This window comes from Vibrio sp. R15-SG3-ISO1B (assembly GCF_059833835.1).
The window spans coordinates 36682-59921 of record NZ_JCBDGG010000047.1; the positions used below are offsets into that span (position 1 = coordinate 36682).

Annotated in this window: 17 protein-coding genes; 14 read left to right on the forward strand and 3 right to left on the reverse strand. The window is 46.3% G+C overall.

Going from position 1 to position 23240, the window contains the following annotated elements:
• The first annotated feature begins 153 nt into the window (after window positions 1–153).
• From pepN to rmf, 10 genes are all read left to right on the forward strand, one after another.
• A complete protein-coding gene (gene pepN, locus AC6R0S_RS14455) occupies window positions 154–2763 on the forward strand; it encodes an aminopeptidase N (RefSeq protein ID WP_500638201.1) in 2610 nt (869 codons plus the stop codon).
• A gap of 70 nt (window positions 2764–2833) precedes the next feature.
• On the forward strand, window positions 2834–3052 hold the full coding sequence (locus AC6R0S_RS14460) for a DUF2835 domain-containing protein (RefSeq protein WP_334555382.1): 219 nt from the start codon (window positions 2834–2836) through the stop codon (window positions 3050–3052).
• Between the two features lie 206 nt (window positions 3053–3258).
• Window positions 3259–8100, forward strand: a complete 4842-nt coding sequence (locus AC6R0S_RS14465) for an NAD-glutamate dehydrogenase (RefSeq protein ID WP_500638202.1) — start codon at window positions 3259–3261, stop codon at window positions 8098–8100.
• Window positions 8101–8186: 86 nt separating this feature from the next.
• Entirely contained in the window at window positions 8187–9197 is a 1011-nt protein-coding gene (gene pyrD, locus AC6R0S_RS14470; RefSeq protein WP_500626312.1) for a quinone-dependent dihydroorotate dehydrogenase, read from the forward strand.
• A 190-nt stretch (window positions 9198–9387) separates the two neighbouring features.
• Window positions 9388–9933, forward strand: a complete 546-nt coding sequence (locus AC6R0S_RS14475; RefSeq protein ID WP_500638203.1) for a cell division protein ZapC — start codon at window positions 9388–9390, stop codon at window positions 9931–9933.
• Window positions 9934–10447: 514 nt separating this feature from the next.
• Window positions 10448–12583 (forward strand): bifunctional 23S rRNA (guanine(2069)-N(7))-methyltransferase RlmK/23S rRNA (guanine(2445)-N(2))-methyltransferase RlmL, encoded by a 2136-nt coding sequence (gene rlmKL / locus AC6R0S_RS14480; RefSeq protein ID WP_500638204.1) that lies wholly within the window; start codon window positions 10448–10450, stop codon window positions 12581–12583.
• 32 nt (window positions 12584–12615) lie between these two features.
• A complete protein-coding gene (locus AC6R0S_RS14485) occupies window positions 12616–12858 on the forward strand; it encodes a glutaredoxin family protein (RefSeq protein WP_500638205.1) in 243 nt (80 codons plus the stop codon).
• Entirely contained in the window at window positions 12836–14752 is a 1917-nt protein-coding gene (locus tag AC6R0S_RS14490) for an ABC transporter ATP-binding protein (RefSeq protein WP_500631054.1), read from the forward strand. The genes AC6R0S_RS14485 and AC6R0S_RS14490 overlap by 23 nt, the downstream gene beginning before the upstream one ends.
• 8 nt (window positions 14753–14760) lie before the next feature.
• A complete protein-coding gene (locus tag AC6R0S_RS14495) occupies window positions 14761–16341 on the forward strand; it encodes a DUF3466 family protein (RefSeq protein ID WP_500638206.1) in 1581 nt (526 codons plus the stop codon).
• Window positions 16342–16506: 165 nt separating this feature from the next.
• Entirely contained in the window at window positions 16507–16680 is a 174-nt protein-coding gene (rmf, locus tag AC6R0S_RS14500; protein WP_334555374.1) for a ribosome modulation factor, read from the forward strand.
• 132 nt (window positions 16681–16812) lie between these two features.
• On the opposite strand, the gene fabA is transcribed toward rmf, so the two are convergent.
• Together fabA and AC6R0S_RS14510 are read right to left on the reverse strand one after the other, a co-directional pair.
• On the reverse strand, window positions 16813–17331 hold the full coding sequence (gene fabA / locus AC6R0S_RS14505) for a bifunctional 3-hydroxydecanoyl-ACP dehydratase/trans-2-decenoyl-ACP isomerase (protein ID WP_500633388.1): 519 nt from the start codon (window positions 17329–17331) through the stop codon (window positions 16813–16815).
• A gap of 92 nt (window positions 17332–17423) precedes the next feature.
• The gene (locus AC6R0S_RS14510) at window positions 17424–19070 is read right to left on the reverse strand and encodes a S16 family serine protease (protein WP_500638207.1); all 1647 of its coding nucleotides are present in this window, start codon (window positions 19068–19070) and stop codon (window positions 17424–17426) included.
• A 227-nt stretch (window positions 19071–19297) separates the two neighbouring features.
• Here AC6R0S_RS14510 and matP point away from each other — a divergent pair, with 227 nt between their 5' ends.
• The 3 genes from matP (at window position 19298) to AC6R0S_RS14525 (ending at window position 20482) form a co-directional block, all read left to right on the forward strand.
• Entirely contained in the window at window positions 19298–19744 is a 447-nt protein-coding gene (gene matP / locus AC6R0S_RS14515) for a macrodomain Ter protein MatP (protein WP_500638208.1), read from the forward strand.
• Window positions 19745–19753: 9 nt separating this feature from the next.
• The gene (locus AC6R0S_RS14520) at window positions 19754–20065 is read left to right on the forward strand and encodes a DUF3634 family protein (RefSeq protein ID WP_500638209.1); all 312 of its coding nucleotides are present in this window, start codon (window positions 19754–19756) and stop codon (window positions 20063–20065) included.
• A 102-nt stretch (window positions 20066–20167) separates the two neighbouring features.
• On the forward strand, window positions 20168–20482 hold the full coding sequence (locus AC6R0S_RS14525) for a hypothetical protein (RefSeq protein ID WP_500628133.1): 315 nt from the start codon (window positions 20168–20170) through the stop codon (window positions 20480–20482).
• Window positions 20483–21187: 705 nt separating this feature from the next.
• Here the strand turns inward: AC6R0S_RS14525 and AC6R0S_RS14530 are convergent.
• Entirely contained in the window at window positions 21188–21550 is a 363-nt protein-coding gene (locus AC6R0S_RS14530) for a hypothetical protein (RefSeq protein ID WP_500633386.1), read from the reverse strand.
• A gap of 258 nt (window positions 21551–21808) precedes the next feature.
• Between AC6R0S_RS14530 and ccoN the strand changes: the two genes are divergently transcribed.
• Window positions 21809–23236 (forward strand): cytochrome-c oxidase, cbb3-type subunit I, encoded by a 1428-nt coding sequence (gene ccoN, locus AC6R0S_RS14535; RefSeq protein WP_334555362.1) that lies wholly within the window; start codon window positions 21809–21811, stop codon window positions 23234–23236.
• The last annotated feature ends 4 nt before the right edge of the window (window positions 23237–23240 follow it).

Here is a 23240-nt window from a genome sequence, read left to right on the forward strand (position 1 = left end):
ATAGACAAAATGTGTTCTACATGAATAAAAAGCGAGGTTATTGTCGTCAATACCTCGTTTTTTTGATTGGCTAGAGGTAAGCTAATTACGTTTGCCCACGAGTGCTTGATGCCCGTGTTGGCTCATCTCATATTCAGTCAAAAGGATTCAGACATGGCTCAGACTCCACAAGCCAAATATCGCAAAGATTATCAATCGCCTTCTCATACGATTTCTACTATAGACCTCACCTTTGATTTGCATGATAACCAAACGGTGGTTACGGCTATCTCTAAAGTTCAGCAATGCAAAGAGAGCAGTACCTTACAGCTCGATGGTGAGAACTTAACTTTGGTTTCGCTGCAAGTGAATGGTGAGGTTTGGAGCGATTATCAGCATACGGAGAGCACGCTGACCATCAACCAGTTGCCGCGCGAGTTTACACTGACCATAGTGACGCACATTGATCCTGAAGCCAATACCGCGCTTGAAGGCTTGTATAAATCGGGCGGTGCGTTTTGCACCCAATGTGAAGCGGAAGGTTTTCGTCGAATCACCTATTACTTGGACAGACCTGATGTGTTGGCCAAGTACACCACTAAAGTGATTGCAGACAAGGCGCAATACCCCTATTTATTGAGTAACGGGAACCGAGTGGCCGCTGGCGATTTAGATCATGGCCGTCATTGGGTTCAGTGGCAAGACCCACACCCTAAGCCGGCGTATCTGTTTGCTTTGGTCGCTGGGGATTTTGATGTTCTGCGCGACACCTTCGTGACTCGCTCTGGCCGCCCTGTCGATTTAGAGATTTTTGTCGACAAAGGCAACTTGGACAGAGCGCCTCACGCGATGACCTCCCTAATCAACTCAATGAAGTGGGACGAAGAGCGTTTCGGTCTTGAGTATGACCTTGATATTTACATGATTGTCGCTGTCGACTTTTTCAATATGGGCGCGATGGAGAACAAAGGACTCAACATCTTTAACTCCAAGTATGTGTTGGCCAATGAGAACACCGCGACCGATAGCGATTATCTTGGTATTGAAGCGGTCATTGGCCATGAGTACTTCCACAACTGGACGGGTAATCGCGTGACCTGTCGTGACTGGTTCCAACTCAGTCTCAAAGAAGGGTTGACTGTGTTCCGTGATCAAGAGTTTTCTTCTGATCTTGGTTCTCGCGCTGTCAATCGTATCAACAACGTACGCATTATTCGTGGACCGCAGTTTGCCGAAGATGCCAGCCCGATGTCTCACCCAATTCGTCCTGACAAAGTGATCGAGATGAATAACTTCTACACCTTAACCGTGTACGAAAAAGGCAGCGAAGTTATTCGAATGATGCACACGTTATTGGGTGAAGAGGGCTTCCAAAAAGGGATGAAGCTTTACTTTGAACGCCACGACGGCACTGCGGCGACTTGCGAAGATTTTGTTTCCGCCATGGAAGATGCATCGGGTGTCGATCTCAAGCAATTCCGTCTCTGGTACAGCCAGTCAGGAACGCCGACGGTCAGTGTGACCAGTGATTACGACAGTGATGCCAAGACGTTTACCTTGCATGTCAAGCAATCGACTGAGCCGACGCAGGATCAGCAAGACAAACAAGCGTTGCACATTCCATTTGATGTCGAGTTGTACGCCCCAACGGGAGAAGCTATTGGGTTACGCTGTAACGGAAAGCCGATTCATCACGTTCTCGATGTCACTCAAAGTGAGCAGAGTTTTGTATTCGAAGACGTCGCTGAGCGTCCGATCCCATCGTTATTGAGAGAGTTCTCCGCGCCAGTGAAGTTGGAGTACGATTACAGTGACGATGAATTAACCTTCCTTATGGTTCATGCTAGCAATGACTTCGCGCGTTGGGATGCAGGCCAAATGTTATTAGCAAAATACATTCGCAGTAATGTTGAACGTATTCAGCAAGGTAATCTCGATGTCACGCTACCGGATGCGCTGATTGATGCGTTCCGCGGCGTGCTCTTGTCTGATGTTCTTGAACCTGCGTTTATTGCAGAGATGTTAGCGCTGCCAAGTCACAATGAAGTGTCAGGTTGGTACAAACAGGTTGATGTGGATGCCATTGCTGCGGTACTTAAAGGTATTAAAGTTCAACTTGCACAGCAGTTAGAGGATGAGTTCAGTGCGCTGTACCATGCTCTAGTGCAAAGTGACTATCGAGTTGACCATCAAGCGATTGGCCAACGTACACTTAGAAACACGGCGCTGGCGTATTTAGCGTATACAGAGCAGGGAAATCGTCTCGTTGAAGCGCAATATGATCAGGCCAACAACATGACGGACACCATGGCGGCCATGACCGCAGCAAACAGCGCGCAGTTGCCGTGTCGCGAGCGTTTGATGAGTGACTACAGCGAGCAATGGCAACATGATGGATTGGTGATGGACAAGTGGTTCATATTGCAAGGGACCAACCCAGCGGGCAACGCACTTGATGTGATCAGGTCGACTATGAATCACAGTGCGTTTAGCTTGAAAAACCCTAACCGTACGCGCAGTTTGATTGGTTCTTTCTTGAACATGAACCCTGTCGCTTTCCATGACAAATCTGGTAAAGGTTATGAGTTTGCGGGCGAAATCTTAAGAGAACTCAACAGCTCGAACCCTCAGGTGGCGTCGCGTTTGATTGATCCTCTGCTTAAGCTGGGTAAATACGATGAGCAGAGACAAGCGCTGATTCGCAAAGAGTTAGAAGCGCTGAAATCGATGGATAACCTTGCCAAAGACTTGTTCGAAAAAGTCAGCAAGGCGCTAGAAGCCTAAGTCATCCACTACCCAACAGTAGCACGTAATTGTGCTACTGTTTATTTATACAGTAATGCATTAATAACTCATGAACCACTACTATTTTTCGCTCAATATCTCTTATCAATCGTTTCTAAACCACTACAATGGTGCGGCGAGCCAGATATTGGTAACCACGGACAATGGACTTCGTTTGCAACTGCCAGCGATGCGTTTTCGACCGTTTGTCAGTCAAATCGGCTTGAAAGGACGATTCAGATTAACAACTGACCAGAATAACAAGTTTATTAAGTTAGAAGTTCTGTGAGAGATTGATTTCATAGAAGTTTAAATAGAACCTTAATCACATTCTCAAACATTTCACCTCCTACCACTCCTAAAAGAATTAACCATTTATCAATAAAGCTTTTACAATAAAGCGGCATTACCCGTGTAAAGCACTATTCTTACAACTAAAGAACGATGCTTACGACATCCCCCTACTTAAAAAAATTCTAATAGTGGAGTGTGAATATGACCGCGCGTGAAACCCTAATGCCGGTTCTGCTTGAAAAAGTCTACAAGCTGATTCAAGACAAACTCGAGCTTGCTCATCAACCTTTAGTCACTCAACTTGCTCAACACCTGTTCAGTAATATTGCTCAAGACGACCTGATTGAACGAAACGAATCGGATCTCTACGGTGCGGTCGTCAGTTTGTGGCATCACATCAATGAAAAGAAACCCGATGAGATATCGGTTCGCGTCTTTAACCCGACGGTAAGCCGTCAAGGTTGGCAATCGACGCACACTATCGTTGAAATTGTCGTCCCCGACAGTCCATTTCTTGTCGACTCAATCAAAATGGCGCTGAGCCGTTTAGACATGGCGTCACATCTGATGTTGCATGGTCCAACGCAAATCGAACGCGGTGCCAAAGGGGTGATTAAATCGATTAATGAGGGTGAGGGCGCGTTGCAATCGCTGTTTCATATCGAAGTGGATAGACTCAGTGACAAATCGGCGATGACGTCACTCAAAGATGAGCTGATCAAAATTCTCACCGATACCGGTATGGTGGTCAAAGATTGGCGTCAAATGGTTGAGAAACTTGAATTAGTGACCAACCAACTGGAAGCACAAAAAGAGCGTATTCCCGTCGAAGGGGATCGCTATGAAGATACACTGAACTTTTTGCGTTGGCTTGGCGATCACAACTTCACCTTCATGGGTTATAAAGAGTATGACCTCGTCTCCACAGACGGCGATACAGAACTGCGCCCGACCAAAGAACAAGGTCTGGGTTTGTTTGCTAATCCCGATCGTGTGCGAAGCGTGAAACTGTCTGACTTCCCTGATTCTGCGCGACTCGAAGCGAAGAAACCCTTTTTATTGATTGTGACCAAAGGAAACGTCGCTTCTCGTATTCATCGTCCTGCGTATACCGATTACATCGGGATCAAAAAATTTGATGAGAATGGCAAAGTGATTGGTGAGCATCGTTTCACTGGGCTTTACACTTCTGCGGTGTACAACCAAAGTGTGGCGAGCATTCCACTGATTCGTGAAAAGGTTGAACGAATCCTCAAAGCCAGCGGGTATCGCGAAGGTTCCTACTCATACAAAGCGCTACACAATATCCTAGAAAACTATCCGCGTGATGAACTGCTGCAAGCCAAGGAAGAAGAGTTACTTGAAGTCGGTATGGGCGTGGTGCAGATGCAAGACCGTGACTTGCTGCGTCTGTTTGTGCGCAAAGACCCGTTCGGTCGTTTCTTTAGCTGCATGGTCTATGTGACGAAAGATCGCTACAACACCGAGCTGCGCCGACAAACTCAACGCATCTTGAAGCAGTATTTTGGTTGTGAGCAAGAAGTGGAGTTCACCACTTACTTCTCTGAAAGCCCACTGGCAAGAACCCACTACATCGTTCGTGTTGACAACAACAACATGGACATTGATGTGAAAACAATAGAGCAAAATTTAATGGAAGCATCGTCGACTTGGGATGATCGTCTCTCTGATGCGATCGTTGCGAACTTTGGTGAGAGCAAAGGGTTGCCGTTGTCGAAAGAGTACAACCGCGCTTTCCCAAGATCCTACAAAGAAGATGTGATGCCAGGCTCGGCCGTCGCCGACATTGAACGCCTCGAAGCGCTCAGTGACGACAACAAACTGGGCATGTTGTTCTATCGTCCGCAAGAGCTGGCCAAAGATTCGAAATCGGTGAGACTCAAACTTTACCACCGTGATGAGCCGATTCATCTTTCGGATGTGATGCCGATGTTGGAAAACTTGGGGCTGCGCGTCATCGGTGAATCTCCGTACGAAGTGCACAAAGCTAATGGACAAGTTTATTGGATCCTGGATTTCTCGATGCTGCATAAGAGCGAGAAAACCGTTGATCTTCGCGTCGCACGCGATCGTTTTCAACAAGCCTTTGCGTCAATCTGGGCGGGAGACTTAGAGAGCGATGGCTTTAACCGATTGGTTCTTGGCGCTTCGTTAACTGGTCGTGAAGTCTCGATTCTACGCGCTTACGCTCGATACATGCGTCAAGTCGGCTTCCCATTTAGCCAACAGTACATTGAAGAAACACTGAGCCATTACCCTGATCTTGCCAAAGGCCTAGTCACGCTGTTTGCTAAGCGCTTTGATCCTAAATTCAAAGGCAGCAAAAAAGGGCAAGCGGACTTAGTGGAAAAAATGACTGAGCAGCTTGATCACGTTGAAAGCTTGGACGATGACCGCATCATCCGTCGTTACATGGAAATGATCACCGCGACGGTTCGGACCAACTATTATCAAGTGGATGATCAAAACCAGCCTAAACCTTGGCTCTCGTTAAAACTTCAGCCGCGTAAGATCCCAGATATTCCTCAGCCGGTCCCGGCCTTTGAAATTTTCGTTTATGCGCCGGACATTGAAGGTGTTCACTTGCGCGGCGGAAAAGTCGCGCGTGGCGGCTTACGTTGGTCGGATCGTCAAGAAGATTTCCGTACCGAGATCTTAGGTCTGGTGAAAGCACAGCAAGTGAAAAACACCGTGATTGTGCCGGTGGGCGCGAAAGGTGGTTTTGTTTGTAAACGTCAGCACACATTGAGCGGTCGTGACGAAATTTTTGCTGAAGGTCAGCGCTGTTACAAACGTTTTATTCGTGCACTGCTTGATGTGTCTGACAACATCATTGAAGGGGAAGTCATCGCGCCAAGTCATGTGGTGCGTCATGATGAGGATGACCCGTATCTTGTTGTCGCAGCAGATAAAGGAACCGCGACGTTCTCGGATTTGGCGAACTCAGTCTCCGCAGAATACAATTTCTGGTTAGGGGATGCGTTTGCCTCTGGGGGCTCGAACGGTTACGACCACAAAGCAATGGGCATTACGGCAAAGGGTGGTTGGGAGTCGGTCAAACGACATTTCCGTGAAATGGGCATCAACTGTCAAACGACAGATTTTACCGCGATTGGTGTGGGTGATATGGCGGGGGATGTGTTTGGTAACGGCATGCTGCTATCGAAGCATATCCGCTTGCAGGCTGCCTTTAACCATTTGCATATTTTCATTGACCCTGATCCTGATTCTGCGAGCAGTTGGGAAGAGCGCCAGCGTTTGTTTAATCTACCGCGTTCAAGTTGGGAAGATTACAAGCCGGAACTTATCTCCAAAGGCGGCGGTGTGTTCTCACGCAAGTCGAAATCTATTCCTCTTTCCCCTGAGATCCAACAAATGCTAGGGGTGAAGAAAGCGTCGGCGGCACCGAATGAACTGATCAAACTGATCCTGCAAATGAAAGTCGATTTGTTGTGGAACGGTGGTATCGGTACTTACGTGAAATCGTCTAAGGAGACGCATTCGGATGTTGGTGACCGTGCGAACGATGTATTGCGTATTGATGGACGCGATCTGCGGGCTAAAGTGGTCGGTGAAGGTGGCAACTTGGGCATGACTCAACTCGGTCGAGTGGAGTACGCGTTGAAAGGTGGCCGCGTCAATACTGACTTTGTCGATAACGTCGGCGGTGTAGATTGCTCGGACAATGAGGTCAACATTAAGATCTTCCTCAACGGATTAGTGGCGAATGGTGACTTAACGGTTAAACAGCGCAATCAAATCCTAGAGTCGATGGAATATGAGGTCGGTGAGATTGTTCTTGAAGATGCGTATTGCCAATCTGAATCGATCTCTGTCACCGAACACCAAGGTACATCACTGGTTAAGGAGCAAATTCGCTTCATCCACACGTTAGAAAAAGCGGGTCAACTGGATCGAGCGTTAGAGTACATTCCTGACGATGAAACCTTATTAGAGCGAGAAAAGCAGGGCAAAGCGCTGACTCGTCCTGAGCTCTCTGTGCTGGTGGCGTATGGCAAGATGGTTCTGAAAGAAGAATTGGTGCATGACGACATTGCCAATGATCAGGTGCATGCGCAGCAACTGATCCAATACTTCCCAACAGAGTTACGCCGTAACTATACTCAGCAGATGGACAACCATCCACTGAAAGCCGAAATCATTGCCACCATGCTCGCCAATCAAATGGTGAATGAGATGGGGTGCAATTTTGTGACTCGACTCCGTGAGGAGACGGGGGCGCATGTCGTCGACATTACCAATGCGTATGTCGCCGCGCGTGAGATCTTCGGTTTGGGTGAGGTGTTCACTCAACTTCGTGCTCTTGATAACCATGCATCGACTGATGCTCAGTATGACATGATGTTTTATGTCAGACGTACGCTGCGCCGTCTGTCACGTTGGTTGATCCGTAATCGTACTGGTCGCCAATGTGTCAAAGCCATGATTGATCTCTATAAAGCAGACGTAGAAACCATCAAACAGCAGCTTGATACCATGTTGGTTCCGGCGGAAGTGGAAGAGCACAACCAGGTGGCAAACCGTTGGATTGAGCAGGGCGTATCCGAAGCGTTAGCGAGTTATGTTGCGCGTTTGTCGAGTCTATACTCAGTACTGGATATATCTACAGTGGCTCGTGAAAAAGGCAAATCGGTTGAGCAAAGTGCAAAACTCTACTACAACTTGGGCGATCGTTTGTCTCTCCACTGGTTCTTGAAACAAATCAATACTCAAGCCGTGGACAACCATTGGCAAGCCTTGGCTCGCGCAGCATTTAGAGAGGATCTTGATTGGCAACAACGTCAGTTAACTGGGCAAGTGTTGAGTTGCAACTGCGATCCGAAAGATCTTGATGTAATGAAAGCACTCGAAGACTGGATTGAGAAAAACGAAGTGTCGCTGCATCGATGGGAAAATATTCTCAACGAGTTTAAAGTGGGGGCAGTCCATGAATTCGCCAAGTTCTCAGTCGCATTGCGTGAATTGATGCTCCTCAACCTAAACTGCTCTGCCAATGAGTAACCGTTTGCGTTAATCGTTGAATTATTCGGTAAAACGTTGAATAATACTGCCCCGTTTATACGGGGCTTTTTTCTTTCGGAGGCACAATGCTTTACCGTCTTGCCAGAGCTGGCTTTTTCCAACTTGATGCCGAGAAGGCACACGATCTCGCCATTGAAAACTTCAAACGTTTTACCGGCACACCATTGGATCTTTTCTACAGACAGCAACTCCCGCATCGCCCAGTCGAGTGCATGGGTCTGACTTTCCGCAACCCAGTAGGCCTTGCAGCGGGTCTGGACAAAAATGGCGAATGTATTGAAGCCTTTGATGCCATGGGTTTTGGTTTTGTCGAAGTAGGGACGGTCACACCACGTCCGCAACCGGGTAACGACAAGCCGCGTTTGTTCCGTCTTGTTGAAGCACAAGGGATCATCAACCGCATGGGTTTCAACAACCTCGGCGTCGATAATCTTGTCGAGAATGTTAAAAAAGCCAAGTATGACTGCGTACTTGGTATCAATATCGGTAAGAACAAAGACACACCGATCGAAAAAGGTGCCGATGACTACCTAATCTGTATGGAGAAGGTTTACCAATATGCGGGTTATATTGCCGTCAACATCTCCTCACCAAACACTCCGGGACTACGTTCGTTGCAATATGGTGAAGCGCTCGATGAATTATTGAGTGAACTCAAAGCCAAACAAGCGGAGCTTGCTGAAAAATACAGTAAGTACGTGCCACTAGCACTTAAGATCGCACCGGATCTGAGCGATGATGAGATCAGCCAGATCTGTCAGTCGCTCCTTAAGAACAACATCGATGGTGTCATTGCGACTAACACGACTCTAGACCGATCGATTGTGGAAGGAATGAAACACGCCAACGAAGCAGGGGGCCTAAGTGGTCGTCCAGTGCAATCTCGCAGCACCGAAGTCGTTCGACGTTTACATGAAGAGTTGGGGGATGCGATCCCTGTGATTGGTGTGGGTGGTATCGACTCATATGTCGCCGCCAAAGAAAAACTGATGGCAGGGGCAAAGCTAGTACAAGTTTATTCTGGTTTTATCTACCACGGCCCTGGCTTAGTGAAAGACATTGTTAAAAATCTATAATCAGTCGTCCTATTTCTGGATAGAGTGACGCCGTCACCTGATAAATATATCACTATAAATAGAGTAATCTAAGAGGAAATGAGAATTCATTTCCTCTTTTTTTTTGCCAATGAGTGCATAAAATCAGCCTTAAGACTTGGAAAGGTAATTAAGCGTTTTACCTAAACCCATCAGGCGAAGAGACGGAACGATGCTTAAACCCAGTGACAAATGGACTTGGTATTATGATGACACCGAAGGGCACCTTATGCTCGATCTCGGTGACAACATGGTCTTCAAAACCAACCTTTCCCGCAAACTTATCGTAGACTGTGCCGTTGGCGTTAACGAATTTAGCGTTGATGATGCGTCTGCATTTCAAACGTACAAAGAACAAATCTCTCTCCTTGGTCTTAGTGAACCGCGTCAAGCCGAGCTCGCACTCTACTGTGTAGCGGCTAAGCGTTTTCACAAGCCGGTTCAGCCGAAGAGCTGGTTTTTCGACAATATTTCTGACGGTGAACAACCCCTTGAAGAGGGCGATTTTGTTTATCTGTCGAATCAGCTTAGCCAAGGTTATTTTATTGTTTTGGAAGTTGGGGATAGCGCCAGCTTGTGTGCCCAGGTCAGCCTCGAAGCATTTCACCTCAACGTTTCTAAATCACTCCAGTTTGGCCAAGCCATTAAGGTGATGCATGATCGCATGCGCGTGGCCAACCAACAGTTTCAAACGCAACCTATGGCGCTGGTGGGGTAGCTGTTAGCGAATTAACGATAAGACTCTCCTTGTTGTATTCATTCCTTTGATTCATTTTTCATTTCCATCGGCCAAGCGCCGATTTTTTTTGTCTTAATTTTGAACGTTTATCTGTCTCACAAGTGTGAGTTAGTTGCCAGTTTTGCTCAACAAGTGACCAGTTAAACCACGCGCTCTGAACCCTTACAATCATAAAATCCAACGAAAAATTCCTCTATTGAGGTGTTTCTGAAATAAAATTACACTGAAAACGCCAGCTGGTATATACCAATTTGAGTGTAAATAAGTATTCACTTCGCTTTAAAGGTACATAGCGTCGTTGCTTACAAAAAGTGAAGTTGGATTAGGCAACACAGATCACGGGTATGCCGTTCGGAGCACCATAAACAGGATGAGTGGTGAATGAATCCTCGATTAACGTAGTAATTGAGTGAGATAAAGTGCGCAGGGAGTAACGCAATGAACGAATGTCGGTTATAATGCCGGGTCATTTTTTAAAGAAATAAACATCACTATGCATCAATATCTTGCGGTTACATCCAATGGTATGGAGAACCTGTTAGTTGAAGAGCTGACGAACTTGGGAATAGAGAACGCGAAACCTGTTCAGGCAGGGGTTCGCTTTAAAGCCACGAATGAGCAAGTGTATCGTGTGTGTCTATGGAGCCGTTTGGCCTCACGTTTTGTTCGCGTGCTTTCAGAGTTCACCTGTAATGATGATATGGATCTTTACCTTGCTGCCTCTGCGGTCAACTGGTTCAACCATTTCCACAGCTCAAAGAAGTTTGTCGTGGATTTTAACGGCACAAACCGCGAGATTCGTAACAGCCAGTATGGTGCGATGAAGGTCAAAGATGCGGTTGTCGATTGCTTTGAAAAGAAAAACTTACCGAGACCATCGATCAGTAAAGATCATAGTGATCTTCGTATCCATGTCCGCTTACACAAAGATAAAGCCTTGTTAGGTATTGATATGGTCGGTGGCGGCTTACACCAACGGGGTTACCGTAGCGAATCTGGCCGAGCGCCATTGCGTGAGACACTCGCGGCAGCCATTATCGGCCGCAGTGGTTGGCAAGCAGGTAGTAACTTGCTAGATCCTATGTGTGGCTCTGGCACCTTGCTGATAGAAGCTGCGATGATGGCAGCCAACATGGCGCCAGGCGTCAAACGCGCAAAGTGGGGCTTTGAATCCTTAGAAGATTTCGAACCTGAGGTGTGGGCGGAAATTAAATCTGAAGCGGCGGTTCAAGCTCGTCGTGGTGTCAAGAAAGTTGACTCTAAGTTTTACGGATTTGATAACGATAGCCGCGTAATTCAGATTGCCAAAGATAATGCCCGTCGCGCGGGTGTTGATGGATTGATCCACTTTGAGGTGGGTGACGCAGCAAAAGTGACACGCCCAGCGGATTTCGATTCTGGAGTCGTGATCTGTAACCCACCTTACGGTGAACGTCTAGGTACGCATCCTGGCTTAATTGCGCTTTATACGGCGTTCGGCGCCCAGTTGAAGGCGGAATTTGGTGGCTGTCACGCGTCAATATTCTCAAGCTCTGATGAGTTGCTTAGCTGTTTACGCATGCGTGCAGAGAAACAGTTTAAGTTAAATAATGGTGCGTTACCCTGTCACCAAAAGAACTACTCGATTTCAGCTCGCTCAGCAGAGTCACGTAAAGATGCAGAGTCGGGTGAGACTCGTCAAAGCAGTATTGCACCTGACTTTTCAAATCGACTCAAAAAGAATCTCGCGAAAATTGGAAAGTGGGCGCGTAAAGAAAAGCTTGATTGCTATCGTGTCTACGATGCAGATCTGCCCGATTACAACGTGGCGATTGACGTGTACTGTGATCACCTCGTGATTCAAGAGTATGCTGCGCCTAAAAGCATTCCAGAGGAAACGGCGAAGCGACGTCTAACCGACATTATTCGAGCGACGATTGAAGTGACGGGGACCGATGCGAATAAAGTCGTGCTCAAAGTCCGTGAGAAGCAGAAAGGGCGCGCTCAATATCAGAAGTTGTCGCAAGAGTCACGAAAAATGGAGGTCTCCGAGTACGGCGTGAAGCTGTTCGTGAACCTGCATGATTATCTCGATACCGGCCTGTTTTTAGATCATAAAATCACACGTCGTAGACTGGGTGAGATGGCAAAGGGTAAGGACTTCCTGAACTTGTTTGCGTACACAGGTTCTGCGACCGTCCACGCCGCGTGTGGTGGTGCAAAGTCGACCACCACCGTCGACATGTCCAAAACCTATTTAGATTGGGCGAAAGAGAACATGGCGTTGAATGGTCAAGTGGGGCGTCAACACCGTTTTGAGCAAGCCGATTGTTTGCAATGGCTTGAGAAATCGACGGCTCAGTTTGATCTCATCTTCATTGATCCCCCGACGTTTTCGAACTCAAAGCGCATGGAGCAGTCGTTCGATGTGCAAAGAGATCACATTCAACTGATGAGTCAGTTGAAACGCCTATTGCGCACTGACGGTACGATTGTGTTCTCCAATAACAAGCGTCACTTTAAGATGGACAATGATGCGTTGTCCGAGCTTGGTTTAGAGGCAAAGAATATCTCACACCAAACGTTGCCGATGGACTTCGCTCGCAATAAACAGATTCATAACTGCTGGTTGATCACGCATCGCCAGTAAACTCGGTGTATGAACAAGGATAGAGAGCATCGATGATTACTTTATACAGCACTGAAGGATGCCATCTCTGTGAGATGGCGTTTACGCTCTGTCAAAGTGTCGGCATTGACCGTCTCGTTGAGCACGTCGATATCGCGTTCGACGATAAGCTCTTCTCTCGTTACGGTGTCACTATTCCTGTGCTTCGCGCAAACGAGAGTGAGCTTAATTGGCCCTTTGACAAACAACAACTGATTCAATGGTTAGAGAATAATGGCATTACTTACCATCAATAACGGATTACTCGCATACGGTGATCACCCTTTACTTGACCACGCAGACTTCGCATTACAAGACAATGAGCGTGTCTGTTTGGTTGGGCGAAATGGCGCTGGTAAATCGACGCTCATGAAAGTGCTCGCGGGCGAAGTGCTGCTTGACGACGGTAAACTGACCGTCACGCAAGATGTGGTGGTATCACGTCTTGAGCAAGATCCGCCACGAAATCAAGAAGGCACCGTGTTTGATTATGTCGCGGGTGGACTGGCTGAAATTGGTGAGCAAATTAAGATCTACCAAGATCAACTCGATCTATTAGCGGTTGATCCATCTGAGCAAAACATCAACAAATTAGCCCGTATTCAGGAGCAACTTGAACACACTGGTGCGTGGCGTTTCGAAGACAGGATTAAAAACGTCCTAGCCGCGCTTAAACTTGATGGCCACACTAAATTGACCGACTTGTCAGGTGGATGGCAGCGTAAAGCCGCATTGGCACGCGCTTTAGTGCGTGATCCCGATGTATTGCTGCTTGATGAGCCGACTAACCATCTCGATGTGACCACGATTGAGTGGTTAGAAACCTTCCTTAAAGATTTTCGTGGTTCCATCATCTTTATCTCTCACGACCGCGCTTTTATCAAATCTATGGCGACGCGCATCGTTGATCTCGATCGCGGTCAGCTTGCCTCGTTTCCCGGTGACTACGACAACTATCTCGTGGAAAAAGAAGAGATGTTGCGCGTTGAGGAGATGCAAAACGCAGAGTTTGATAAGAAACTAGCGCAAGAAGAGGTTTGGATTCGTCAGGGCATCAAAGCCCGTCGTACGCGTAACGAAGGACGTGTTCGTGCGCTGAAAAAGTTACGCGAGGAGCGTCTCGACAGGCGAGAAGTGCAGGGTAAAGCGAATATCCAGATTGATGACGCTGCGCGTTCAGGAAAAATTGTTTTCGAAGCGCAGAACATCAATTACTCCATTGAGGGTAACCCAATTGTGCGCGATTTCTCTTTCAATATCATGCGTGGCGATCGGATTGCATTGGTTGGGCCGAATGGATGCGGGAAGAGTACGCTTCTCAAGCTGTTACTTGGCTCTTTACAGCCTGATAGCGGTAAACTCCACTGTGGAACTAAACTGGAAGTCGCTTACTTTGACCAGTATCGAGAAATACTAGACCCGGAAAAGACGGTGATCGACAACCTTGCAGACGGTAAACAAGAAGTGATTGTCGGCGGAAAGCCAAGGCACGCACTGAGCTACCTGCAAGATTTCTTGTTTGCGCCAAAACGCGCGCGTACACCGGTAAAAGCGCTCTCTGGCGGTGAAAAAAACCGACTACTTCTGGCGCGTATCTTCCTCAGACCGAACAATTTATTGGTGCTGGATGAACCCACCAACGATTTGGATATCGAAACTCTGGAACTTTTAGAAGATTTGCTTGCCAACTATCAGGGTACGTTGCTTTTGGTGAGCCACGATCGTCAGTTTGTTGATAACACAGTGACGACCAGTTGGATCTTTGAAGGTAATGGTGTGATTGAAGAGTTTGTTGGTGGCTACCACGATGCTCAGCAACAAAGAGCACAAGCTCATCAAACTCGCGTGGTGGAAAATTCAGCAAAAGCAGTCAAACAAGTTGAGGAAACTCCCAAATCTGCAGTCACTAAGGCAAAACCGAAGAAGTTATCTTATAAACTGCAGCGAGAATTAGAAGCCTTACCCGCTAAGTTGGAAGAGCTCGAGGCGCAAATTGAAGCGCTACAAGGGCAGGTAAATGACCCAGATTTCTTCGCCAAACCGACTGAGCAAACACAAACTATTTTAGATAAGCTCGCTCACACAGAGCAAGAGTTAGACGTTGCTTTCGAGCGTTGGGAAGAGCTCGAGGCAATGCAACAGGAAAGTTAAACAATACGATGAGTAGTAAGATCTTCAAAATATCCATGATTGCCGCCACGGTATCGGCGGCATTTAGTGCTAATGCGGCGTTATATAAAGTTGTAGAGAGATATGACAACTCTGGATACGACAAACATTATGGTGTCGCGATTCAGCCGTCTTCAGTAAATTGCTGGAACACAGATTGTAGTTCTACTCATGCAACAGATCATAAGATTGCATTTGAAGGCAAGAACTATAATGAAGGCTTTGAATACCGTCATGAGGCCCCATTCTTGACGCGTTTTGGTTTCGATTATATTGACTCAGGTGATGATGTTTGGTCGAATTTCAGAAATTACTGCTATAACTATCTTGGGTATGCGGATACTTTGTGCGAGAACTGGGCTACCAACCAGTATACTTATGGCTACTTGAACGAAGAGAGTAACAATTTTGATGGTACTGCTTCGTTTGTGGAGACGGTAACAGAACCTGTTCAAAGTAGTTTTGGCAATGTCGTTGTTAATAGTATTTCATCAAGTAGCGAAGCGGTAGGTAACTACCAAACGTCCACTCGAAGAAACACCGCTTTCGTTGGTAATTCAACGTTAGAATCTGGAGAAACTTCTCGTGCATGGAAGTATGTTGAATCTGATGGTATTGAATATGTTGCGGGAAGTGTGTCAATATCAGCCACTAATAATTCTTCTGACTACACATCCAAAGCAACCATTTGGGAAGATGGTACAGCAACGCAAATCGGGTGGATTGGAGCAGCGTCCAACGATCGTATTCAACCTCAAGGTGCAGCTAGAGATATTGCGTCTGTAGATGGTACGATGTACGCAGTCGGGTATAATAGCGACAGTGATGAATACTTAAGAGCTGCTGTATTTACCAGAACGGGAGCAAATAGTTGGTCAAGTACCTTCGTCTCCGGTTTCGACTCTGGCGACAGGAGCATTAGTAACTACCTCAACTCCGTTGTATCCGCTGTCAATGAAAATGGTAAGGCGATAGGAACCTATAAACTGCGTGACATTGTCGTAAATGGTTCATATTCAAATGGCCTGTTTTACGTCAGTGATGTCACTTCTCCCACTGCAACTTTGTTTAACGATGACGTGCTTTTCTACGGTGCCAACGGTAAAGCTGGTGGTATCAACAATGATGATTTAGTTGTTGGTGCTGTTGATTTTGAAACGCACCGCGAGTACAACGGTAAACCGCGAGCTCAGAGAGCATTCATTACTACGCTGGATAGCAGCAATAGTACACCTATTAAAACGAGTCATTATCTAGATGACCTCACCTATTCTGCTAGTTCACCAGATACAAATAATGAGTATCGTATTATTGATGCGACCGATATCAATGATGCAGGTGTCATTTCCGGTACTGCTTATTATTGTGCTGGTGGATTCTCTACGTATTCAATTGAATCATCTTGCGACAGCGGGAGTGAAGTCGTCGCAGTTAAACTTATACCAAACTCGTCTAGTCAAACGATTGAGTCACGTCCCGCCGCTACTACTGACACCGTTGACAGACAGGGCGGTTCACTAGGTTTCTTTGCTTTGATGCTACTTTCATTCCTAGGGTTCCGTAGAAAGTAGGTTAAATTTTAAACTAGAGCACAGCCTCACAATTTTGGCGCTGTGCTTTTTTTATATCTTGTGAAAGTGCCGTTGATCGACGATTCTTAACTGTGGAGTCACAAAAGCTCCATGAAAAGTTAATAGTAGTACGTTAAGAAACACCGTATGTATGAGGACGACACTATGAAGAGACAAAAGCGTGACCGCTTAGAGCGAGCTCAATCTCAAGGGTACAAAGCGGGGCTGAATGGCCGCTCAATGGAAGCCTGCCCGTATCAGCAGATGGATGCTCGGTCGTATTGGCTCGGTGGTTGGCGTGATGCCAGGGACGACAAGCAGTCAGGTCTCTACAAATAACTCTTAACCCACATACTGCAAGGAACTAAGCCCCGAAAGGGGCTTTATCGTAGATATCTAGTGCACTATAACTGGCCAGATTGAGCACAAAAAAGCGACTCGAGTGAGTCGCTAGAGAAAAGATTTAGAATGTTAGAAAGCAGACGTATCTTGGAAAAGACCAACTTTAAGATCTTTCGCTACGTAAATCTCTTTACCGTCGACAAGTACGCGACCATCCGCTAGACCCATAACAAGCTTACGGTTAACAACGCGCTTCATGTGAATTTCGTACGTCACTTTCTTCGCTGTTGGGAGAATTTGACCGGTGAATTTCACTTCACCCACGCCAAGTGCACGGCCTTTGCCTTTACCGCCAACCCAACCGAGGAAGAAACCAACCAATTGCCACATCGCATCAAGACCAAGACAGCCTGGCATCACTGGGTCACCAGGGAAGTGGCAATCAAAGAACCAAAGGTCAGGAGTAATATCAAGCTCTGCCAGAATCAAACCTTTACCAAAATCACCTTCTGTTTCAGACATCTTAGTGACGCGATCCATCATTAGCATGTTCGGTGCAGGAAGCTGAGGGTAGCCTGGTCCGAACAGCTCACCTTGACTTGATGCCAGTAAATCTTCGCGGTTATAAGAATCTTGTTTGTTTTGCATTATCAATTACTCCAAATTTTGATAGCAGCATGTTAGTGAACACGTGTACGCTAAACAACTCCGATCAGTAAAAATGTGACGAAAAGAAAGCTTTAGCTAAGCCAACTCTTGATCTTGTCCATTAAGCTTAGGGGTTGGTCATGGCGCTCAAAGCTCTCTATACGCTCAGCGATTTTGCTGATAACGCTCGATTCGTCTTCTCCTCGGAAGGGCTTACCCATGATCAACGGGATGGCCTCATCAACCGTAGACACCGACCAAATATGGAACTCGTTATTCTTGATACTTTCTATGACGTCTTTGTGAAGCGCTAAGTGTTTTAAGTTCGTCTTAGGTAAAATGACGCCTTGATGCCCGGTGAATCCCTGGTGCTTACAGACGTGATAAAAACCTTCGATTTTCTCGTTTAATCCACCGACCGCCTGAACACGACCAAACTGATCGACCGCACCCGTTACGGCAATTTGCTGATTAATAGGGTACTCGGAAAGGGCACTGACAAAAGAGCAGAGCTCAGCGAGAGTCGCACTGTCACCATCCACTTCGCTATACGATTGCTCAAACACGACAGAGGCGGAATATGGCAGCGGTTCATCGAGATTAAGTGCGCTGCTGACGAACGCTTGCATGATCATCATACCTTTCGCGTGTAAGTTACCGCCTAGCTCGGCCTTTCGCTCTACATCAGAGATGTCGCCATCACCAAAATGAATCACGCAAGAGATACGTGCCGGCTCACCATATGAGAGCGGGTGTCCTGGGACATCAATTACAGTGAGTCCATTCACTTGGCCAACACACTCACCTTGCGTTTCAATCACGACTTGTCCTTCGGTGATGTCCGACAGGGCGCGTTCGCAAAGATATGACTCACGCTGGTACTTAGCATCAATCGCACTGTCTATGTCGTTGGCAGTGATGACATCGCTGTTAGAAAATAGCTGTGCCTCTTTAATAATCGATTGATACCAACTCACATCAAGTGGCATAAAGCTTTGGTCTTCGGTGTGCCTTGCACCGGCAACCATGACGCGCTTAACCGCATCTACCTCCAAGCTTGGAAGTTGGTACTGTGTCGATAACCAAGAGAGATAACCCAAGTAACGTTCAATCGACGCTTCGTTGAGAGCAACATCTAGTTCCACCTCGCTGTACATCGACAGACGGCTAAAAAGATCAGGTTCTAGGTATTCGAGCTCAGCGAGTTGGTGTTGATCGCCCAATACGATGAGTTTCGCTTGGGTTACTGCCGTAGGGGCTTGATTTGCAGGGCGCGCGGGGTTGCTATTGATCAGCGGGTAGGACTCTCCCATTATCGCTGACTTGATTGCTGGCCAATGAACAGGGTGAGCAAGTAGCAAGTTGGCAGAGATAATGACGATTCCGTCGTCAGTCGCTTGTTGAAGTTGACCCGTTATTTTGGTGACAACGTCACCAGATTCATTGCAACTGTAGTGACCCAAAAGTGAGGATGCGTCAATGGACTCAGAGCATAGAACCTGTTTGGACTCATCAATCTTGTGAAGGGATTGCTTCAGCAGAGTTCGGTAGTGTGCATTATCGGGTGCATTCAGAATTAGGCAACGATAGTGTTCTAGTTTGCAATACGTGTTCAATGTCTGCTTAAGGCGCGTTTGAATATCGAGAAAACTCACTTGCGGTAGAGTCGAGAATTGAGCCAACACTGCGTCAAAATGATCATAGTGTGGGGTCACGGTGCGCCAGCTTTCTTGCTTCATTGAAATCCAATTGTTTAATTAAAAAATGGAGTGGAATTATATAGAAAACTGCCTGGCTTATATAGGGGGAACAGGTATAAGTTACACATCGGGGGCATAACGGGCAATAACGTATTGTGTCATTGATCTTGCTCTTAATTTGCTCACAAATCACTTTCAACTCAGTGCGTTGTGAGTTACGCTGTCACCCAAACGGTTAGGGGAAGAACGACTAGGGAACGGCTGACATGAAATATCAACAATTGGAAAACTTGGAATGTGGATGGAAGTGGACTTATCTCATCAACAAGTGGAAGGCCGGTGAGTCGATTACACGCTATGTTGATCGAAGTGAAGCCGAGACCGCTGTTAAATCTCTTCAGCAAATCCAGTACGAGCCAGTAAAGGTTCTCGAATGGATAGACAAACACATGTCGCCCGAGTTGGACATCAAGTTAAAGCAAGCAATCCGAGCCAAAAGAAAGCGTCACTTTAATGCGGAACAAATCCACACTAAGAAGAAGTCCATCGATCTTGATTATCGTGTATGGGAGAAGCTGTCTTATCGCGCCAATGAGTTGGGGTGTACCTTATCAGACGCGATCGAATACTTACTCACCGAGGCATCGCGCAGCGAAAAAGCGAGTAAGACGGTCAGTAGCTTGAAAGAAGATTTAAGTAAGCTGTTAGATTAAGGGGTTTGTATGTTGTATGTGATTGTTATTGCGGCGGTCTTTATCTTTTGGTTAGTCGCCGTCGATAGACCGATTTTAAAAGCGAAGTTCGTAAACGGTAAATTAGAAAGCGAGAAAGGCCATTTCCCACCAAGCTTTCGCCACAATGTCTTAGAGATTGCGGAAAGAACGCCTTTTGATGGTGAGTTGAAAGTGTATCAACAACGTACCGGGACTAAACTTGTGTTCTCTAAGCAAGTTCCTAAAAAGGTCCAGCAACGCATTAGAAATGTATTTCCACATCAAGGGTTTAAATCGAAATCTGGAAAGAAAGCCCATTAACGTATGGCTTTCGCATGATAATTAAAGTGCCTCGTCGTAAAACGGTCATCTAGTCTCACCACGCCACCTTGCAATAAGTAAGGTGGTAGAGGAGGTGACCACATGAAATCTTTACTAATCTTTCTCTTTTGTTTCTTTCACGCATTCTCAGCTTTTGCTGACGACGCAGAGCGTTACCCTGTAGCAAAAAAGATCAAGAAACACGTTCTTAAGCAGTTAAATAAATCTGGTGTTCAAGGTTTTTGTGACGTGTACGTACACACTAAATTTGACGATAAGTATCTGAAAGTTATCCGAGTTAACTCATCTGGTGATCATCAGGTATGTGACCAGTCAAAGAATGTGATCCCCAAAGGAAAGCGTTACAAATCCTCAATACCACACGCCATCATTCATATCCATGTCAGTAGATATTAGGCACTATAACTAATTTGCTTGAGGTAAATACAAACCACCAATTAGCCTAATAAGCAAACTTGCGCGAAAAATCTAAACTCAAATCTTAGCAGTTGAACCAACAAAAGCAGCGGGATAACGTCGGTTACTAGGATCGCCCCGGGAGAAATGTGCCAAAGAAAAGGCGCTATATTGACTTAGCTGACTCGATAAACGTCGAATTTGGTTTTAGGATGTCTGCCTTGGATTTGATGAAGGCGGTATCGTATTTAGAAGCGATTAATTTCTTGGCCACTCATGGGAGTTAGCATCGGTTGAGGTCCTCAAAGCTCAAAAATTTAATTAAGCAAATACGGATAACTATAAATAGCTAGACTAGAACCTGACACAACTAGATTGTGCCTACATAATTAGTGCGCATTATGTATATTATGTTAAATGTGCAATAAGCAAACACAGGGAGTACCACTCCCTATCCAATCTACCCATCCCATAAGCTATTCCATTAAACATAATTGTATTTACCATAAAATACCTAATAATCAGTTTGTTAATCAAAGATTTCCAAAGCTGATTATTAGTGCTGAGCGATACCATAATTTGTGATTTCGACGAAGAACTCGCACGTTTTCTCGCTCGTTCGCGTCAAATTTAACATCTCACTGTTCGAGCCATTGGCTATCAAAATGGATTGTAGGACGTTAATTATCCCAAATTTGGGCTCAGTTACATTCGAAACTTGATTGTCGCTTCTTTGGTCTTGTTGAGGTCTTGCAAGCTTAGACTTAACGCTTCATTGACGGTAGCCTCGAGTCTCCAGTCAGTATCACTTTCCGTAATTGTTTGCGGTGATTCTAACGATTTTAGCAGCCAGTTTGTATTGGGCTTGGTGATGATAATCTCGTTTGCCTCAAATTTTGCGGTGAAGCGGTCGTTTTCGACAACAAATGTGCACGCGGGTTTGAGTTCGCACACCACTTCTATCGCATCTTTGTGCGTGATAGTACGCCAGAAAAACGCCGTCAGAAGCAGGGTTAACATGATGATTATTTGAGCAAAACGACCTCTTGTTAGTTTTTGGGCAGCCATTCTGTTGGGTTCTCCGTGTAACAAACTTCAAACTTTTAAAATAAAAGGTCAAAACCTGACCAAGTGTAAGGTTACTATGCTGTCATTGAATTGTTAAATGAAGTATAGTTGGCGGCTGAAAGTGCCACTTTTTTTAAAAACTGGCAAGATTATTTAACCAACTGAGATTGGCGACATTTTCTTGAGGTTTTGGGTGGCATTACGACATGTGTCGTGTTGGAAGTAAAGTGTAGTTAATTAGAAATTGGAAGCATGCAAATGAGCCAAGAAAAGCAGCTAGAACAAAACTACAACTATACGGTCGTCCGTCAGTTTACCTTAGTGACTATTCTCTGGGGTATCGTCGGCATGGCTGTTGGTGTTTTGATTGCCGCTCAATTAGTTTGGCCACAGCTAAACTTTGATACGCCGTGGTTGACGTACAGTCGCTTACGTCCTCTGCATACTAATGCGGTTATTTTTGCGTTTGGTACAAGTGCCCTATTCGCAACGTCTTATTACGTTGTACAGAGAACTTGTCAAACACGTCTATTTGGTGGCCCTCTCGTCGCCTTCACCTTCTGGGGTTGGCAGGCAATTATCCTCGCAGCCGCGATCACTCTCCCACTCGGTTTTACCTCGGGTAAAGAGTACGCGGAACTAGAATGGCCGATCGATATTGCGATCGCTGTTGTCTGGGTGGCTTACGCAGTAGTGTTCTTCGGCACACTGATTACGCGTAAAACATCACACATCTACGTGGCAAACTGGTTCTTTGGTGCGTTCATCATCACTGTCGCTGTATTGCATATTGTCAACAGCATGGCGATTCCGGTTTCTATGGGTAAGTCTTACTCTGTCTACTCCGGTGCCGTTGATGCAATGGTACAATGGTGGTACGGACACAACGCGGTAGGTTTCCTACTGACCGCTGGCTTCCTTGGCATGATGTACTACTTTGTTCCGAAGCAAGCTGAACGTCCCGTTTATTCATACCGTTTATCGATTGTTCACTTCTGGGCATTGGTCTCGCTATACATCTGGGCAGGCCCACACCACCTTCACTACACGGCTCTGCCTGACTGGACTCAGTCGCTCGGTATGGTGATGTCTCTCGTACTGTTCGCACCTTCTTGGGGTGGCATGATCAACGGCATCATGACGCTATCTGGCGCATGGCACAAACTTCGTTATGACCCAATTTTGCGTTTCCTCATCGTATCTCTGTCGTTCTATGGCATGTCAACCTTTGAAGGCCCGATGATGTCGATTAAGACCGTCAATGCCCTTTCCCACTACACTGACTGGACAATCGGTCACGTGCACTCAGGGGCGTTAGGTTGGGTTGCTATGGTGTCGATTGGTTCGGTTTACCACTTGGTTCCGCGTCTGTTCGGTCAGCAACGTATGTACTCTGTTGGCATGATCAACGCCCACTTCTGGCTTGCCACTATCGGTACTGTTCTTTACATCGTCGCGATGTGGATTTCGGGCGTTATGCAGGGCTTAATGTGGCGCGCAGTGAACTCAGACGGCACATTAACGTATAGTTTTGTAGAGTCTGTGCAAGCGTCTTACCCGTTCTATTTTGTTCGTTTCCTAGGTGGCTTCATCTTCCTAGCAGGTATGTTCCTCATGGCATACAACACGTACAAAACCGTTACCGCGCCAAAAGATAGCCTGAAAGCTATCCCGCAACCGGCATAAGGAG

Excerpts from the sequence above, each read along its gene's own strand:
- pepN (WP_500638201.1), top strand. The coding sequence starts at position 154 with ATGGCTCAGACTCCACAAGCCAAATATCGCAAAGATTATCAATCGCCT.
- AC6R0S_RS14460 (WP_334555382.1), top strand. The coding sequence starts at position 2,834 with ATGAACCACTACTATTTTTCGCTCAATATCTCTTATCAATCGTTTCTA.
- AC6R0S_RS14465 (WP_500638202.1), top strand. The coding sequence starts at position 3,259 with ATGACCGCGCGTGAAACCCTAATGCCGGTTCTGCTTGAAAAAGTCTAC.
- pyrD (WP_500626312.1), top strand. The coding sequence starts at position 8,187 with ATGCTTTACCGTCTTGCCAGAGCTGGCTTTTTCCAACTTGATGCCGAG.
- AC6R0S_RS14475 (WP_500638203.1), top strand. The coding sequence starts at position 9,388 with ATGCTTAAACCCAGTGACAAATGGACTTGGTATTATGATGACACCGAA.
- rlmKL (WP_500638204.1), top strand. The coding sequence starts at position 10,448 with ATGCATCAATATCTTGCGGTTACATCCAATGGTATGGAGAACCTGTTA.
- AC6R0S_RS14485 (WP_500638205.1), top strand. The coding sequence starts at position 12,616 with ATGATTACTTTATACAGCACTGAAGGATGCCATCTCTGTGAGATGGCG.
- AC6R0S_RS14490 (WP_500631054.1), top strand. The coding sequence starts at position 12,836 with ATGGCATTACTTACCATCAATAACGGATTACTCGCATACGGTGATCAC.
- AC6R0S_RS14495 (WP_500638206.1), top strand. The coding sequence starts at position 14,761 with ATGAGTAGTAAGATCTTCAAAATATCCATGATTGCCGCCACGGTATCG.
- rmf (WP_334555374.1), top strand. The coding sequence starts at position 16,507 with ATGAAGAGACAAAAGCGTGACCGCTTAGAGCGAGCTCAATCTCAAGGG.
- fabA (WP_500633388.1), bottom strand. The coding sequence starts at position 17,331 with ATGCAAAACAAACAAGATTCTTATAACCGCGAAGATTTACTGGCATCA.
- AC6R0S_RS14510 (WP_500638207.1), bottom strand. The coding sequence starts at position 19,070 with ATGAAGCAAGAAAGCTGGCGCACCGTGACCCCACACTATGATCATTTT.
- matP (WP_500638208.1), top strand. The coding sequence starts at position 19,298 with ATGAAATATCAACAATTGGAAAACTTGGAATGTGGATGGAAGTGGACT.
- AC6R0S_RS14520 (WP_500638209.1), top strand. The coding sequence starts at position 19,754 with ATGTTGTATGTGATTGTTATTGCGGCGGTCTTTATCTTTTGGTTAGTC.
- AC6R0S_RS14525 (WP_500628133.1), top strand. The coding sequence starts at position 20,168 with ATGAAATCTTTACTAATCTTTCTCTTTTGTTTCTTTCACGCATTCTCA.
- AC6R0S_RS14530 (WP_500633386.1), bottom strand. The coding sequence starts at position 21,550 with ATGGCTGCCCAAAAACTAACAAGAGGTCGTTTTGCTCAAATAATCATC.
- ccoN (WP_334555362.1), top strand. The coding sequence starts at position 21,809 with ATGAGCCAAGAAAAGCAGCTAGAACAAAACTACAACTATACGGTCGTC.